The sequence below is a fragment of the Wolbachia endosymbiont of Listronotus oregonensis genome (genome assembly GCF_031205055.1).
In the GTDB taxonomy this organism is placed as follows: Bacteria; Pseudomonadota; Alphaproteobacteria; order Rickettsiales; family Anaplasmataceae; genus Wolbachia.
The window spans coordinates 1494481-1510717 of the sequence record NZ_CP102118.1 but is presented as its reverse complement, the minus strand read 5'-3'; the positions used below and the strand labels follow the sequence as shown (position 1 = coordinate 1510717).

Here is a 16237-nt window from a genome sequence, read left to right as displayed (position 1 = left end):
TGTATATCTTTTATTTGGTAGTATTAACCTATATAATATTTATGGTAAATATCTCAATAAGGTATCAGATAGCACAAAAAGTAAGGAGCTGGAGGTTAAAGCGAGGATATACTCAAAAAGATTTAGCGGGAAAAATCAGCGTAACGTATCAAATAGTACTACAATATGAAAAAGGAACACGTAAAATTTCGATTGAAAAGTTGTATGCTATAGCAGAGATATTGTCGATTGGTATTGTAGACCTAATTCCTGTATCAAATGAAAAAATCTGTTTTGAAGATGAGGGAGAGGAAATATTAAATCTAGTAAGAAAATATAAAAAGATTAATGATCAAGAGTTGCGTAGAATGTTATGTTTTTTAACCAAATTTGTTCAAGTTAGTGAGAAAAGTAGTAAAAAAGCAGAGAAAGTAAAAATTGCAAAGGATTTGGTTAAAGCAGGAATTTCTGTTGATACTGTTTCAAAAACAATTGGTCTCTCTGCTGATGAATGTGTTGAAGAAAAAACGGGTTCTATCTACTGCCAAATAGGAAAAAAGATAAAAGAATGGAGGGCAGTACGGGAATATACTCAGAAGGATTTAGCAGAGAAAATGGTTACAACACGTGATGAAATAAGCAATTATGAACAAGGAAGGGTTGCTGTTCCACTTGATAAATTATATGAGATAGCAAAGGCATTATCGATTAATATTATGGACCTACTTGAGCTAACAGAAGATGCAGATGATAAAGTGGTACCTGATTTAATAAAAGAATACAAAAAAATTGAGAGTCAAGAATTACGCTATGCGCTAATAAAATCTCTGTTTGAAAGCATACAAATTTGCGAAGAAAAAGTGAAAAGAGCAGAAAAGATGAAAATTGCAAAGGATTTAGTGAAAGGAGGAATTTCTACCGATATTATTTTGCAAATAACAGGCCTCTCTTTAGGAGAAATTCAACAGATTTAAAATAAAAAATCAGTATATATTAATATCTTTACTCTTAGATGAAAAAATAAGTAAAAAAGATTGAGAAATTGATTTGACTTCACTCGAAAGCTATGGCTTTATGCCAATGCTGATAAAAAAACAGCAGTAAATATTTAAAAAAAGTTTGTTGTTAGTGAAAGGTAAATTATATGAATAAAAGTAAAGAAGAAATCGAATTCAGAATATTAGAAAGCAAAGGCAAAGCACTACTTGATCGTGAAATAATGGAAACGTTTTTAAGTGCAGTACATGAAAGGCCACAGGCTCAAGAAATTGCTAAAAATCTGGTGAATACTTATACGGGAGTAGGAAAGATTTTAGGTAGAGAAATGGATGACCTGAAAGTTATAGAAGGAGTAACTGATTCTGCAGTAGCAATGATTATGTGTGTTAAGGAAACACTAGAAAGAGTACTGAGAGAAAAGCTCAAGAGTGAGCCAATAATGGACTTACAAGGGCTAGTAGAGTACTTAAACGTAAGTATAGGCCACTCAGAAAGGGAATGTGTAAAAATACTGTACTTGAATAAGAAGCGCCAACTAATTGGAGAAGAATCCTATATTGGTGAAATGGAAAAAGCACCAGTGTACATAAAGGAAATTATAAGAAAAGCATTAATAAAGAATGCAACATTAGTAATAATGTCACACAACCATCCTGGGGGACGCTTAGAACCATCAGAAGAAGATCAAGCAGTAACAAAGAGCTTAGCAGCAGCATGTAGTACTGTAAGCGTTAGATTATTTGATCATATTATTATCACAAGTGGAGGCTATTTCAGCTTTCGAGAAAACGGATTGTTATAGTAGAAAGTATTTGCAAATATACTCACTATAATTTATAATGAGTAGTAGAGTGTATAACAACTATACACTTAAAAAGTATATTTAATAGCGGAGGCTAATATGGGTAATAAGATAATTGTACCTTTTAATGATAAAAAGGGAGGTACTTACGAATTAAACATTGATCTTGATAAATTATCAAAAGGTGAGATGTTGAATGCTATTATAGGAATTGGTCGTGCTAAAGAGCAGTCCACTTTTGTAAGCAAAATTAATAAGGCTAAAAAACCTGGAGAAGTGCCCTTCCCTAATAGAGACGTTCAAATCAACTACGGAAAGGGACTTGATTACATATATGGCACAAAACCTATAAGTGATCAAGAAGATAAAAATCCATTTACCTCTGCCTTGCAAAAAATAAAGCCAAGTAGAGGTGAAAGTGAAAAGTTGAGCTGGTTTAAGAGTACTGTGGTAAGAGCAAAAAGTCCAAATGAACTGCACAAGGCTGTAGACGAAGCACTAGCTGCTGGAGCAAGGCTAAATGCATGTAATGATAGGGAATGGAGTTTTGCAGCAGTTGTGTTAAAAGTCAATAGAAAAATTGATGTAGCTGTGAATAAGTACTTAAAATTTGTGTGGGCGTACTTATTCACAGCTATGCTATTGCTATATAGAAGCAGTTTTAGGGCTATACTCCTCAGTAAACAGTCTACCGTCTCTTACTAAAGAGTTAGCAAGGATAAGTAATTTTCTCATTGCAGCAGTAGAGGTAACTTTATATGGTTTTTTATATTGATTGTATAGCCTATCAAAGAAGATTTTTATATAAGAATTGTACCTTTGCGCACTAAGAATGCACATATGTAAAACCTTTCTAATTTGTGATCTACCACCCTGAATACACCTTTTTCCCTTACTAAAACCACTATCTCGATTAAAAGGTGCAACTCCGGAAAGGCTGGATATTTCTTTATGTTGGAGAGTTCCAAGCTCGGGTAGATAACAAATAAAAGTAATAGCTGTTATTGCACCTACACCAGGTATACTAGTTATTGACATATACTTTTTTTTAAGCTCTTGATTTTTATCGACTAATTCCATTATCTCATCTTCTAAGACTTGAATTTGATTTTGTAAAACTGCAAGTAGCTCTTCCATTTGTTTGATTATAGATAAATCGGTTACTTGATGAGCTTGGGTTTTTTGTATTTTTGCTATTTCTACTAGTTGATTCCTGCGAGATAATTTTTGCTTCAAACAGTCAATACTACTAACTTTTAAAGGAGTGACACGCATGTCTGTATTACTAACATAACGTGAGATGATGCTACAGTCTATTTTATCAGTTTTAGTAGCAATACCAAGGCTTTTTGCATAGTCTCTTACCCATCTTGGTTGAATGACATATACTTCAAAACCATGTCTTAATAAAGTATAAGCACATAATTTTTCGTATCCACCCGTTGCTTCAAGTCCAACTTTGGTTACGTTATGTAAACGCAAAAAGTCAAGTATTTGATCAATAGCTTGAACGTTATTTTCAAATACTTTATGATGTCCAAGTGGATGAATATGGATATCTAGTTTATTTTTGCTAATATCAATGCCAGTAATAATATTTGATAAATTCATAATCCCTCCATAAATAATGTGTATACTGCATTTTCCACCCTTATATACGAGCCTAAAAGCTCAACCAGTTGTTCGGAACTTTCAGTATAATAAACCAGAGAGGAGAACCTTGCTGCAAAACGGTCCTTATGACCAAGAATATGTACGGTTCCTCCTCTCTGCGTGTCTTTATACCGCTATTTCGTAACATTTATAAAGACTTGTTTTTAACATATAAGAATATGTGTAGATGCACTTTCAGTGAGATTTTTGCGTTGCCGCACGTAACTGCGCAATACACACATCTGATTATCTGGCCTAAACGATCCATGAAGCAGTCCGTAGCTATGCAGTTGTTGGAGCCATTGGCAATCTTGAACGTCAGACTTCCTACCAGGTACATTCTTTACATGCCGTGCATTTTACCTCGAATTTGTATGACTCAAGTATTTGAAATAAAGGAATCCAGTATACTCCTGTTGATTCCATAGCTACTGTTGTAACTTTACACTTTTTCAACCACTGTGCTAAGTTATGAAGGTCTTCAGTAAAGCAGCCAAATTTCTGAACGCGTTGTTCATCTCTTCCTTCAGGTACACACACATAGTGTACAGCTGAACCAATGTCTATTCCTGCTGCATTAGGATTCACTATTTCTAATTTACTTTTTGCTTTTTTCATGGTAACTCCTACATATAATTTGTAATAGGGAAACGCTTCAGCTTGGAACGGTTGATAGTACAATCTCCTAACCGAGGTAGTCTAAATGACTCCATCAATGATTTGACCGTTCCTTCCAAAACCATGCTTGCATACGGGCACTTAGGCACCATTGAAAATGTCGGTCATAACTGCAGAGGCGCTCCCTGTACAACTATACTTGAAAACTACTAAAAACTTAAATTTGTGTGTTTCTTTCTGATTTGACAGATTTCGTCTGTTCGATGCTTGTATCTTGTCAAAAGCATCTAATGTTTTAAGCTTAAGCATTAGGTGGAGAAGGGAGGAACTCTGTGCTTCTTCTTAGATATAAAATCTGTAGAGGAGATAAGAATTCCCTTCTCAAAAGTATAGGCTGGACGGTATCGTAGAAAGACCTGAATGGTTCTAATTCTGTATTCACAAGACTAGCCTTACTTTTCATTTTTAATGGTAACGTATGGGGTTATATATGATCAACAACTTTTTGGGCATAGATATATCAAAAGATCGCTTTGATGTTTTTCTCTCATTTATAAGCAAAAAAGGAAAGCGTGAAACTAGAAAAAGAAGCTTTAAGAACGATGGTTTCAAAGTCTACTGAATTTTCTACACAAACATAATGTAGAAAAAGTAAAAACCTGCATGGAATCTACTGGTTGTTATAGCGAAGCACTGGCTGAATTTCTACACAATGCTGGACATTTTGTAAGTGTTGTAAATCCTTATTGCATAAAATCTTATGCAAGGAGTAAGCTGATACGACAAAAGAATGATCAGACCGATGCAGAAGTTATTGCTGATTATTGCCAAAGACAGGAACCTTCTAGTTGGACACCACCTTCTCCTGAAATGAAAAAATTAAAACATCTTTATCGTTGCTCAGTTGCGTTAAAAGATGAGTTAACATTAGTAAATAACCACTTAGAAAAAAAGAGAGACTGCCTAAAGAAGTTGCAAATGCTTGGGAAGACCTTGCAATGAATATAGCTCAAAAAATAGAAACAATAAAAAACTCCGTACGTGAACTATTAAATCAACACAAAGAATTGTTGGAAAATTTTCAACTTCTATTGACTATTCCAGGCATAGGAGAAGAATCAGCAATAGCTATTTTAGCTGAAGTTTCTGATATAGAGGTTTTTAGAGATGCCAGGCAATTGGCAGCATATACAGGAGTTATACCACGAAATATGACGTCAGGTTCCTCTGTATATGCCAAACCCAGATTAAGTAAATCCGGTTCACAAACATTACGTAAGGCACTTTTCTTTCCTGCCATAGTAGCTTAAGAATCACAATCCTATCATTATGAGCTTTTGCCAAAGATTAAAGGAAAAGGGTAAGCATAATATGGCCATCGTTGGTGCTGCAATGCGTAAGCTACTCCATATCATTTTCGGTATTCTGACATCCAAAAGTGCTTTTGATCCTAACCATATCAAAAACTACAGGGCTAGGAGGTTGACTGAAGGTTTAGTACTTTAAAATCAAAAATGCTTCCTATCTATCTTATGTAAAGTGGTATCTTACACAAATTTATTGAATGTTGTTGGTTAGTGGATATGTTGATAAGTAAATTAGTTTTATACGCACAAAACAGATGAAGTTTACTTATCAACATATCCACTAACTATAATCTGTGTACTGTTACACAATTGGAAGTATTTTTTGATTTTATGATGCAACTTGGGAAATTTTTATAATTTTTTTGTTGACTAACAAGACGGTATCTCCTGTCATCCCAGTGCTTGACACTGGGATCCAGGAATTTTAATTGTAAGTAATGCATTGGGTTTGGTGAGTATGGGTTTTGCGTTATAAAATGAAGCACTTTTGGTGAATTTGTAAAGAAAACTGGATCCCAGTGTCTGGGCACTGGGATGACATCCTCCTAGTAGAGATCGCTTTTGTAATTGCAACATTCGTGCAATCTTTAGCTATAAATATTTAAGAAATTTACCAAACGAAAAAAAAGGCAAAAGAAGCCCCATGGTGGTTGGCTATTCACTATGTACTAAAATATCGGCGTTTTTTTTATTCTAAAACGCTTGATTAAGAGCGATTTAGCTGCTTTTAACTTGCAACTAACCTACACCGCAAGTGTTTAAGAAATTTACTAAGCAGGAAAAAAGGCAAAGAAACCCCAGGGTAGCTAGTATTCAAATTCTCCCTTGTCTATTTGACGTTTTTTGCTGTCTTAAACGCTTTATAAGCGCGTTTCGGCTTGTATAGGTAGAAACCTAAAGTTTTATAAAGACATGAGGTGCACATAGTGCAAAAAATTAAGCATGATTTACGCCAAATACATTAAGTTTTTTTGTCATTAATCCACTGTAGAGATTGCGAAGATAAATAAATAGCTTCAGTGTTATGATAAGGGGGCTGGCGGAGTTTGTCAAGTAAGTTTTTCGTTTCTATGTTGTCAGCTACTTGCATGACACCTCTGGGCACTGCCGTCATAAAGGAACCAGTGTTAGCTACTTGGATGACAACCATTGTATTTGAGGCAAAATTGACTATCACTTCTTTTTATAGAGCTTGCTCCAAATTCTATTGTTAGTTAATACAAAAAACACTGTTAAAATTATAAAATACGCCACTACTTTTAATCCAAGTTTATGCCGGCGCTCTAATTCTGGCTCTGCTGCCCATTGTAAAAAATTTATCACATCATACGCCATATTTTCAACTGTGGCTTGTCTTGCACCATCATATTCCACCATTCCTTCAGAAAGTGGTGGCGCCATAGCTAACCTGCCTGTTGAAAAGTAAGGGTTGAAGTATAAATCATTTTCATCGTGCTCGCCGTTTTGATAGCCTGTTAACAGTGAATAGACATAATTTGCACCATCATGCCTTGCTTTAATAATTAACGATAAGTCTGGTGGAACTGCACCATTATTGCTTGCTGCAGCTGCTTCTTTTGTATCAAAAGGTGCAATAAAATAATCCGAAGGTACTCCAGGTCTATCGAACATTTCACCCAAATCGTTCGGACCATCTTTAACTTGATAAGAAGCTGCAATCTGTTTTATATCTTCTTCAGAAAAACCAACATCTTGCAAATTACGAAATGCTATCCTATTCATTGAATGACAAGCAGCACAGACTTCTTTATACACTTTATAGCCTCGTTGAATTGACTCTCTATCGAAAGATCCGGTAATTCCATCAAATTTCCAGTCCATTTTTTTATTTGGTGATGGCTTGAATTCTTCTGCATACACAAAATTAGCAAAAAACAATATGCAAAGTATAGCTAACATACTTCTCATCAGCATTACTTCATCTCCGGCACAGAATCACTTAAGGTTTTTGGTGGTTCTTTTGGCTTTTCATATTTACTAAGCAGTGGTAAAATTATTACAAAATATGCAAAATAATAAAGAGTGGATAGCCTACTCATAGTGATGTAAGGCTCTTTCACCTCTTGTCCTCCAAGCCAGGCAAGAAGTGCAAAATTTATTGCGAAAACCCAAAAAAATTTTTTGAACACTGGGCGATAAGCACCACTTTTAACTTTTGATTTATCAAGCCAAGGTAACAAAAACCAAACTAAAATAGACGCAAACATGGTAAGCACACCAGTAAGTTTATCTGGAATTGAACGTAGCATTGCATAAAAAGGTAAAAAGTACCACTCTGGCACTATATGTACCGGAGTGACCATAGAATCAGCTTCTATATAATTGTCTGGATGTCCAAGATAATTAGGAGCATAGAAAACAAATGCAAACAAAACTACAAAAAACAGACCAAAAGTTATGCAATCCTTGACTATATAATAAGGATAGAGAGGAATGGTATCCTTATCTGATTTTACCTCCACTCCACTTGGGTTACCAGAGCCAAACCTATGCAGAGCTATCACATGAAGCATAGCTAAAGCAATAATAATGAAAGGCAGAAGATAATGCAGAGCAAAAAAACGGTTAAGTGTTGGATTATCAACGGAAAAACCACCCCATAACCATATAACTATTTTATTGCCAATTAAAGGTATAGCTGAAAATAAGTTGGTTATGACTGTTGCACCCCAGAAACTCATTTGTCCCCAAGGCAATACATATCCCATAAAGGCAGTTGCCATCATTGCAAAAAATATAAATATACCAACAAACCACACCATCTCTCGTGGCCTCTTGTAAGATCCGTAATATAATCCACGCATTATATGAACATAGACTACCATAAAGAAGAGCGATGCCCCAACAGCGTGAGTGTAGCGTATTAACCACCCGTAATTCACATCTCGCATTATGCGCTCTACACTATTAAACGCATAATCAACATGCGGAGTGTAGTGCATAGCAAGAAATATACCTGTTATTATTTGTAAAATTAGCGCTATACCAGCCAAAGAGCCAAAGTTCCAAGCATAATTTAAGTTTTTTGGCACTTGGTAAGAAGCAGTGTGTTTCAAAAAAGAAAATATAGGCAATCTATATTCTATCCACCCTAATATGCCTTTTTCTTCTTCTATCGTTGTTTTTTTTTCTGCATAACTTAAAGCTTTCTCTACCTTTAACTCGTTTTATTGTAGCAACTTATCCTTTACACACAAATAAAAAGTTTAAAGCGATATTAATTACTACCTCTTCAGCAACCTATCACGTGCCGCATTTAATTTCTGTGCAAAATACTCTGAGCCTCCTTTATCTGGATGAACTAATTTCATTAAATTTTGATATGCTTTATTAATTTCATTTTGACTTGCCTCAGGATTCAGCCCCAGTATCTTTAATGCCTCATCTTTGGACATGTTATCACCAGTGTAATTTTCAGTATAACTTCTACTGCTATTAAATTCGTTCAAAAACTTACTCAATATAGAGTTCATCATGAAACTTATGTTATTTTTTTTTGTCAGGAAAAGAAAAAATACAACAACGCTAGGCAAAACAAATGTAACTACTATGAATACTAAAAAAAGAAAAAAGATGAATGACATGTATATTTTTTTATCATTTTATGATTAAATAGTAACAATTATAATTGTCATGGTAAATAACATGTTCATCCAGATTGAAGAAACACCAAATCCAAACACACTGAAATTTCTCCCTGGATTTGCAATTCTAAACGAAGGAGAAACGGCTGATTTTTCAAATGCAGATGAAATAAAAAACTCCAAGCTAGCAGCAAATCTTTTTCAAATAGAACATGTGGTAAGAGTGTTTTTTGGTCATGATTTTATTTCAGTAACAAAATTGGGTGGAATTAATTGGGATACATTAAAAGTAGAAATTTTAACTACAATCATGGATCACTTTACTTCAGGTGGAAGAGCACTAGATAAAGAAGGAGTAAATGATAATAATATACCGGATGAAGAATTTTTTGATAAAAATGATATAGAAATTGTAAATAGAATAAAAGAATTGATGGAAAGTTATATCAAACCTGCAGTTGCTCAAGATGGTGGCGATATCAAATTTCGTGGCTATAAAGACGGGATAGTCTATGTTGAGTTACAAGGAGCTTGCTCTGGATGCCCAAGTGCTGCAATTACTTTAAAGCAAGGAGTGCAGAATATGCTGAGCTACCACATACCAGAGGTTGCAGGTATAGAGACCACACTATGACTAATCAAACGGTTAGAGGAACAAAAGATCTCCTGTTTGATGAATGGTACAAGTTTAAACACATAGAGCAAACAACAAGCAGAATCTCAAGTCTATATGGCTTTTTGCCTGCTCAAACTCCGATATTTGAATATACGGAAGTTTTCACAAAGACTTTAGGTGATAGCTCAGACATCATCACTAAAGAGATGTACACCTTTAATGATAAAGGGGGAAAGAGCATAACTTTACGTCCTGAGTTCACTGCAGCGGTTGTTAGGCTATTAATTGAAAAAAAACTGCAAACGCCGATAAAATTATTTTCAACAGGGCCTGCATTTCGTTACGAAAGACCGCAAAAGGGAAGACAGAGGCAATTTCATCAGATAAATTTTGAGGTTTTTGGTGTAGAAGATTCAAAAGCCGATGTTGAATTGATATCACTCGCTCAGCACTTACTAACTGAATTTAGCATCAATAAAAATGTAAAGCTGGAAATCAACTCTTTAGGTGATAGTGAAACAATAACTAAGTATAGAGAAGCTTTGATCTTATACTTTACAAAGTATCAAAACGATCTATCAGAAGATAGCAAAAATAGGTTGATCAAAAATCCACTCAGAATACTGGATTCTAAGGATGAGAAAGATAGATTAATAATTTCTGATGCGCCTAAAATCAGTGATCACTATACAAAAGAATCTTCATATTTCTTTGACCAGGTGTTAAATGGACTGCAAGCTCTTGGCATACCTTACACTGTAAATAGCAAATTAGTTCGAGGTCTAGACTATTATTGTCACACAGTATTTGAATTTGTCACAGAAGATTTAGGTGCACAAGGGGCAGTTTTTGCCGGTGGAAGATACGATAATTTAGTATCTTCAGTAGGTGGAAAACACACTCCAGCGATAGGATTTGCAGGAGGTATTGAACGCATAATGGAGTTAATCAATTATTCTCCGAAAGAAGAGCGACCTATTTACCTAATTCCGATCGGCAGAGAGGCTGATGAACATGCTCTAACACTTGCGAATGAATTGCGCAGAAATGGTTTATATGTAGTCTACGAATATAGCGGAGCACTTAAAAACCGAATGAAAAAAGCAAATCAAGCAAATGCTAAAGCTGCTTTAATCTTTGGCGATGAAGAATTGAGTAGTAAAACTTTAAAGATCAAAAACATGGATACAGGTGAAGAAAAAATAATTGCTCGCGATAACACAATAGAAAACATCAATTAAGAGCAATGCAAATGTTTTTCTTAGTCAGCTATAGAAGAAAATTCGTCTGCACAAGAATTTTTCATAGCATTCAATGTATCATAATCTGTAAAATCTAATTTTACTGGTGTGATAGTAATAAATCCTTCTTTTATTTTATTTACACTACCACTGCCTGAGTGCTCTCGAGACCAATTTAAGCTAAAAAAGCCATTCGAATTTTCAGTAAAAGTTAAATCCCCATCAATGTTATATTCACCTTGTTCAGCAAATTCTACTCCTTTTACTTTTTCCGTAGCAGGAAAATTTACACTCATCACTATGTTTTTAGGCCAACCAACCTTAACTAGCTTGGCAATAACCTTTGGTGCAAAAACCTTTGTATTGTGCCAGTCTATTTTATCATGATAAACTTGGCTCAGCGCAATAGAAGGTATAGAACTTGCAGCACCTTCCATTACAGCACCAATTGTTCCTGAATAACAAATATCGTCCCCGACATTTGATCCAATATTTACTCCGGACAATATTAAGTCTGGTTTTTTATTCATAACTTTATTTAGCGCAATAATGACACAATCTGCAGGAGTACCAGACACACTAAATTCCCTTTCACTATGTTGGTTTATTCCAATAGATTGTTTCACTGGATAATCAAGAGATCTTGCAGCCCCGCTTCTATCAGTATCTGGTGCCACTATCCATATTTCTGACGCAAAATTCCGTGCAATCTCTTTGAGTAATTTTATTCCTTCACTTCCAAAGCCATCATCGTTTGTTATCAATATTATCATATACAATACTCAGCTATACAGTTCCAAATTATGTAAATCACTGGCTGTAAATAAACTCATGAGGCTTTAAGTTTCTTTGCATAACTATGAACTGTAACAAAGAACCTGCTGTAAATCAATAGATTTCTTGCACAGGCTATAACTGTCATTACAATAGAAACGAAAAAACCTACTTGACAAACTCCGCCAGCCCCCTTATCATCTTACTATTACCCACAAATAAAAACATAGTATTGTATTTACTCAAATAATTTAATTTTATTAACCTGAAAGCTTATTGGATTAAAATTATTAAACTAAGAGTTATAATTTTAGCAACTAAAAGCTGTAAATTGCACCATATAAACAGTTATTTCAAGCAAAAGTTATGCCATTAAGAGCTATGCAACAAACATTTATATTTGTGGGTAATAGTAAGCTTATCATGGTACTGAAGGTATTCAGTTATCTTCATCTGTGCAGATTAAACAGCAAGAAAACAACGTAGTTGGCGTCTTATTTTTAATTTTTTGCACTATGTGCACCTTATGTCTTCACAATATTTCTAGGTTTTTACCTATATAAGCTGAAACGCGCTTATAAGTCGTTTAAGACAGTATAGTACGCCAATTTGCAGGATTAGAGAGTGAACACTAATTACCACGGGGTTTCTTTTGCCTTTTTTTCTGCTTAGTAAATTTCTTAAACATTTATGACTAAAGGTTAGTTGCATTAAAAAGCAGCTGAGTCGCGGTTATTAAACGTTTAAAACATAAAAAAACGCCAATACTGAAAATAGACAATGACTAGGGCTTCTTTTGCCTTTTTTTTTGTTTGGTAAATTTCTTAAATATTTATGGCTAAACGACAACCGTCATCCCGCTACGTGTTAGCGGGATCTCTTGTTAGCGGCTGAGATACCGCGAATGAATCGCGGTATGACGGTTAAGTAGGGTGTCATTCCAGTCTGGGATCCAGTCTTTATTATGCAGCCACTTGGTTAAAATTAAGTTTTCTGGATCCCAGTGTCTGGGCACTGGGATGACAAGAAAGAGGCTACTCGGATGACACCCTGACACCCGTCATCCCGCCACGTGTTAGCGGGATCTATGCTAAGAGATACCGCGAATGAATCGCGGTATGACGGTCTGCGGCGATATGACGGTTCGCGGTGGCATGACGATAACTTCGTCATCCCGCCACGTGTTAGCGGGATCTATGTTAAGAGATACCGCGAATGAATCGCGGTATGACGGTCTGCGGCGATATGACGGTTCGCGGTGGCATGACGATAACTTCGTCATCCCGCTACGTGTTAGCGGGATCTATGCTAAGAGATACCGCGAATGAATCGCGGTATGACGGTCTGCGGCGATATGACGGTTCGCGGTGGCATGACGATAACTTCGTCATCCCGCCACGTGTTAGCGGGATCTAGAGATACCGCGGCGGTATGACGGTGTAGATAGTAATTCGTCATCCCGCTGCTTGTTAGCGGGATCTCTTGTTAGCGGCTGAGATACCGCGAATGAATCGCGGTATGACATGTTGCTTGGATCAGCTATAGTATTTCTTAAAATTAATAATAAATTTCTTGGCTAGCAAGAAGCTGTAAATTTTTTTGCGAGACCTAAGCCGCTTTTGATATAGCTAAAGGTTTACTGACAATCGTCTCATTCCACTACCTGCTGACTTACTTTCTGCTTAGCATATCCATCAAATCAGATTCTTTGAGTTTACTATGGTCAACTTTACTGAACTTATTTACCACAGAGCTCATTTGATTATACTGCTTAATCAGAAGATTAACTTCAGTTACACTTGTTCCGGACCCCTTAGAAATTCTAAGTCTTCTTTTGCCATTTAAAATATCTGGATTTTGCCTTTCTTTTTCGGTCATTGAGTTTATGATGGCTATATATTTTTTCACTTTATTGTCATCTGGCACACTGCTACTTAGCTTTTTTGTGAATGAACTAGGGATGAATTTCATTATGTTGCTAATGCCATCCATTTTACTCAGAGTTTTTAACATTCCCACTAGGTCGTTTAGGTCGAATTTACCCTTTTTTACTTTCTTTTGTAACTTATCAATTTCTTCCTGACCAACAATCTCAGCAGCTTTTTCAACCAATGAGACAACATCACCCATGCTAAGTATCCTTTTTGCAATTCTATCGGGATAAAAATCATCGAGGTCACTTAATTTTTCACCACAAGCAATAAATTTAATTGGACAATCGGTGATCATTTTCATAGAAAGAGCAGCACCACCACGTGCATCACCATCAACGCGGGTGAGAATAATGCCGGTTACACCTATTACCTCATTGAATGATTTGGCAATGTTGACCGCATCCTGGCCTATCATTGCGTCGGCTACTAAAATAACTTCTGCAGGTGAAGCTATTTCCTTTACGGCTTTCAACTCATTCATCATATTATTGTCAATATGAAGCCTGCCTGCGGTGTCTAGTATTAATACATCATAATTATCGTTCTTTGCTGCTGCCAGTGCCCTTTTTGTAATTGCAATAGGCCCCTCATTTATTACTGTAGGTAAAGTTTGTACGTCTATCTGTTTACCCAGCACCTCAAGTTGTTTTTGGGCAGCCGGCCTATAAATGTCTAAAGAGGCAAGCATCACTTTTTTCTTTTGCTTTTTTAGCTTTAAAGCAAGCTTTCCTGAGGTAGTTGTTTTACCTGCACCTTGTAAGCCCACCATCATAATCACAGCAGGGGGTTTAACTGCTAGATTTAAGTCACTTTTCTCTGATCCGAGAACTGCAACTAAATTATCCTGCACAATTTTAATTATCATTTGTGCTGGAGAAACACTTTTTATGACTTTTTCCCCAATCACTTTATCTTTAATGTCGTTGATGAATTTTTTTGCAACTTCAAGTGAAACGTCAGCTTCAATTAAGGCTATGCGTATTTCACGCATGGCAAGATTAAAATCATCTTCAGAAATGATCGACTTTCCTCTTAGTTTACTAAATACAGAATTTAAACTTTCAGTTAACGATTTAAACATAATAGCGTTAGTAGAATACTCATTAAAAGAGAGAAGAAGCTGAAACAAAACTCACTGAGTTATAACCCAGCACTTCTTTAAGTTTAGTAATATTATTAAAGTATAAACTAGTAAGTGAATTAGTCAAGTTTTGCACTACGCTGGCAAATATTTCTCTAGTTTTAGAGACTAACTGATTGAACAGCAAGACAATATAGGGTATGAAAGCTCTAAAAGTCCAATCAACATCCATTTTAAAATTTATTCTCGGGTAAAATAACTTGCGTAAAGGAATAAACAATAAAGTGGTACATAATAACAAATTAAATTGCGACAAAATATTTTTTGTGTTGTACACAAAATCGAAAATCGAAGATTTATTGTAAATAGGTAAGTAAGGATTGCCAGTGATTACGCATATAAATGCTAAAATGATCATAGTCATTTTGCTCCCCCTCTCTGCTAAAGGTTTTGACTTACTTTTTGCAATAAATAAGTAATAAAGAAACTTTAGCCCCACGCTTAAATGAAGCAGCAAATTTAGAACCTTATATAAATTTTTATACCCTTTTAAGGCAACAGTGTTCATTTCAATTTCAGCTGTGATATATGATTTACTGATAAATCCAGCGGTTCCAGGAAATGCAGCCATTGTAAGTATTGCGATTATAGCACACATGCCTTCCACTGACATCAGTTTACCTACTCCATTAAAACTAATTGTTTTTGTTCGTGAAATAATCGAATTGCTGACCACAAACAATAATGATTGATAAACAAGAGAGAAGATTATATGCAGTATCAAAATTGGTATTGCCTTTTCCGAAGGGCTGAGTAAACCTCCTGCAATAATCAGCAAGCCCATTTGTCCTACAATATTATAGCATAAAAATCTACGAATATTTTGCTCAAGAGAAGCAAATATAATGCTGTAAATTGCAGTGATGGCGCCTACAAGCGCTAATATTTCAGTACAATCTTGCCATAGGTTATAAGTGTGTAAAAGCATCACTAAAAAAGAGACTTTAGTGGTAAATAAAGAGAAATATGTAGTGCCATGTAGCGATGCAGCAGGATATGCATCAACAACCCAAAACGAAAAAGGGAAACAAGCGCAGTTTATCAATAAACCTAAAATTATCAGGTTAGTACTTTGCAGTGCCAATCCTGCTGTTAATATAACTCCAACGAAAAAGTGTACACAAGCGTACCTTATTGCAGGTCCACTATCTCTACAGCCAGCTGCGATAGTAAAAAATGCACTGACGGTCATTAATTCACAGAATATTATAACCAATATCATATGTTCAGATAAAACTGCATAAAGTGAACTAATAGTGTAAGCAGCAAAAGATAGCATCTCTGAAAAAGTCAAATTTTGTGCTGGTAGAACAGCTAAAAATGCAACTGATAAAAAAGATATTAGTATGATACGAAAAGATAAATCAAAATCTAGAATTGGGAGAGACCAATTTACTGCAATGCTCAAATTTTCAGGTAATTTTAGGACTATAACTATTAATATAGTCAGTAGGAGTAACAGTGACGATTTACAAAGTTGCACAATAATTTAAACCAATATGGTTTAT

13 protein-coding genes and 4 pseudogenes are annotated in these 16237 nt (G+C 35.4%); 8 read left to right on the top strand and 9 right to left on the bottom strand.

Annotated elements, in window-relative coordinates; translation table 11 throughout:
- Positions 1 to 41: 41 nt before the first annotated feature.
- From wmk to NMD99_RS07645, 3 genes and pseudogenes are all read left to right on the top strand, one after another.
- Complete coding sequence (wmk, locus tag NMD99_RS07655) at positions 42 to 953, top strand: WO male-killing family protein Wmk (RefSeq protein WP_309166109.1); 912 nt, start codon at positions 42 to 44, stop codon at positions 951 to 953.
- A 170-nt stretch (positions 954 to 1123) separates the two neighbouring features.
- Entirely contained in the window at positions 1124 to 1780 is a 657-nt protein-coding gene (locus NMD99_RS07650; RefSeq protein WP_265022664.1) for a JAB domain-containing protein, read from the top strand.
- A gap of 99 nt (positions 1781 to 1879) precedes the next feature.
- Positions 1880 to 2344, top strand: a pseudogene (locus tag NMD99_RS07645) (hypothetical protein); the annotation flags it as partial.
- A gap of 81 nt (positions 2345 to 2425) precedes the next feature.
- Here NMD99_RS07645 and NMD99_RS07640 read toward each other — a convergent pair.
- On the bottom strand, positions 2426 to 3391 hold the full coding sequence (locus tag NMD99_RS07640; protein WP_309165561.1) for an IS110 family RNA-guided transposase: 966 nt from the start codon (positions 3389 to 3391) through the stop codon (positions 2426 to 2428).
- Between the two features lie 215 nt (positions 3392 to 3606).
- Positions 3607 to 4051, bottom strand: a pseudogene (locus NMD99_RS07635) (IS110 family transposase); the annotation flags it as partial.
- Between the two features lie 490 nt (positions 4052 to 4541).
- On the opposite strand from NMD99_RS07635, the pseudogene NMD99_RS07630 reads away from it, so the two are divergent.
- Positions 4542 to 5557, top strand: a pseudogene (locus NMD99_RS07630) (IS110 family RNA-guided transposase).
- Positions 5558 to 5808: 251 nt separating this feature from the next.
- Here the strand turns inward: NMD99_RS07630 and NMD99_RS07625 are convergent.
- From NMD99_RS07625 to NMD99_RS07610, 4 genes are all read right to left on the bottom strand, one after another.
- Entirely contained in the window at positions 5809 to 5994 is a 186-nt protein-coding gene (locus tag NMD99_RS07625; protein WP_265017479.1) for a hypothetical protein, read from the bottom strand.
- 597 nt (positions 5995 to 6591) lie between these two features.
- Positions 6592 to 7347 (bottom strand): cytochrome c1, encoded by a 756-nt coding sequence (locus tag NMD99_RS07620; RefSeq protein ID WP_373457563.1) that lies wholly within the window; start codon positions 7345 to 7347, stop codon positions 6592 to 6594.
- Positions 7348 to 7352: 5 nt separating this feature from the next.
- A complete protein-coding gene (locus NMD99_RS07615; RefSeq protein ID WP_309166966.1) occupies positions 7353 to 8555 on the bottom strand; it encodes a cytochrome b in 1203 nt (400 codons plus the stop codon).
- 108 nt (positions 8556 to 8663) lie between these two features.
- Positions 8664 to 8915 (bottom strand): DnaJ domain-containing protein, encoded by a 252-nt coding sequence (locus NMD99_RS07610; protein ID WP_264329184.1) that lies wholly within the window; start codon positions 8913 to 8915, stop codon positions 8664 to 8666.
- Between the two features lie 169 nt (positions 8916 to 9084).
- Between NMD99_RS07610 and NMD99_RS07605 the strand changes: the two genes are divergently transcribed.
- Together NMD99_RS07605 and hisS are read left to right on the top strand one after the other, a co-directional pair.
- Complete coding sequence (locus NMD99_RS07605; protein WP_253309984.1) at positions 9085 to 9657, top strand: NifU family protein; 573 nt, start codon at positions 9085 to 9087, stop codon at positions 9655 to 9657.
- Complete coding sequence (hisS, locus tag NMD99_RS07600; protein WP_253309703.1) at positions 9654 to 10880, top strand: histidine--tRNA ligase; 1227 nt, start codon at positions 9654 to 9656, stop codon at positions 10878 to 10880. The genes NMD99_RS07605 and hisS overlap by 4 nt, the downstream gene beginning before the upstream one ends.
- A 20-nt stretch (positions 10881 to 10900) precedes the next feature.
- Here the strand turns inward: hisS and surE are convergent, their stop codons facing one another.
- Positions 10901 to 11653, bottom strand: a complete 753-nt coding sequence (gene surE / locus NMD99_RS07595; RefSeq protein WP_309166103.1) for a 5'/3'-nucleotidase SurE — start codon at positions 11651 to 11653, stop codon at positions 10901 to 10903.
- 1073 nt (positions 11654 to 12726) lie between these two features.
- On the opposite strand from surE, the gene NMD99_RS07585 reads away from it, so the two are divergent.
- Together NMD99_RS07585 and NMD99_RS07580 are read left to right on the top strand one after the other, a co-directional pair.
- On the top strand, positions 12727 to 12873 hold the full coding sequence (locus NMD99_RS07585; protein WP_309166102.1) for a hypothetical protein: 147 nt from the start codon (positions 12727 to 12729) through the stop codon (positions 12871 to 12873).
- Entirely contained in the window at positions 12851 to 12982 is a 132-nt protein-coding gene (locus tag NMD99_RS07580) for a hypothetical protein (protein ID WP_265017474.1), read from the top strand. The genes NMD99_RS07585 and NMD99_RS07580 overlap by 23 nt, the downstream gene beginning before the upstream one ends.
- 343 nt (positions 12983 to 13325) lie before the next feature.
- Here the strand turns inward: NMD99_RS07580 and ffh are convergent, their stop codons facing one another.
- Complete coding sequence (gene ffh / locus NMD99_RS07575; protein ID WP_253309603.1) at positions 13326 to 14669, bottom strand: signal recognition particle protein; 1344 nt, start codon at positions 14667 to 14669, stop codon at positions 13326 to 13328.
- A pseudogene (locus NMD99_RS07570) lies at positions 14654 to 16212 on the bottom strand (proton-conducting transporter transmembrane domain-containing protein). Before NMD99_RS07570 ends, ffh begins: the two are co-directional and overlap by 16 nt.
- Positions 16213 to 16237: the final 25 nt, after the last annotated feature.

What these genes read in the sequence shown, in the direction of transcription:
- NMD99_RS07650 (WP_265022664.1), top strand. Translation starts at nt 1,124, where the DNA reads ATGAATAAAAGTAAAGAAGAAATCGAATTCAGAATATTAGAAAGCAAA.
- NMD99_RS07605 (WP_253309984.1), top strand. Translation starts at nt 9,085, where the DNA reads ATGTTCATCCAGATTGAAGAAACACCAAATCCAAACACACTGAAATTT.
- NMD99_RS07610 (WP_264329184.1), bottom strand. Translation starts at nt 8,915, where the DNA reads ATGATGAACTCTATATTGAGTAAGTTTTTGAACGAATTTAATAGCAGT.
- wmk (WP_309166109.1), top strand. Translation starts at nt 42, where the DNA reads ATGGTAAATATCTCAATAAGGTATCAGATAGCACAAAAAGTAAGGAGC.
- hisS (WP_253309703.1), top strand. Translation starts at nt 9,654, where the DNA reads ATGACTAATCAAACGGTTAGAGGAACAAAAGATCTCCTGTTTGATGAA.
- NMD99_RS07580 (WP_265017474.1), top strand. Translation starts at nt 12,851, where the DNA reads ATGTTAAGAGATACCGCGAATGAATCGCGGTATGACGGTCTGCGGCGA.
- surE (WP_309166103.1), bottom strand. Translation starts at nt 11,653, where the DNA reads ATGATAATATTGATAACAAACGATGATGGCTTTGGAAGTGAAGGAATA.
- NMD99_RS07620 (WP_373457563.1), bottom strand. Translation starts at nt 7,347, where the DNA reads ATGAGAAGTATGTTAGCTATACTTTGCATATTGTTTTTTGCTAATTTT.
- NMD99_RS07625 (WP_265017479.1), bottom strand. Translation starts at nt 5,994, where the DNA reads ATGTTGCAATTACAAAAGCGATCTCTACTAGGAGGATGTCATCCCAGT.
- ffh (WP_253309603.1), bottom strand. Translation starts at nt 14,669, where the DNA reads ATGTTTAAATCGTTAACTGAAAGTTTAAATTCTGTATTTAGTAAACTA.
- NMD99_RS07640 (WP_309165561.1), bottom strand. Translation starts at nt 3,391, where the DNA reads ATGAATTTATCAAATATTATTACTGGCATTGATATTAGCAAAAATAAA.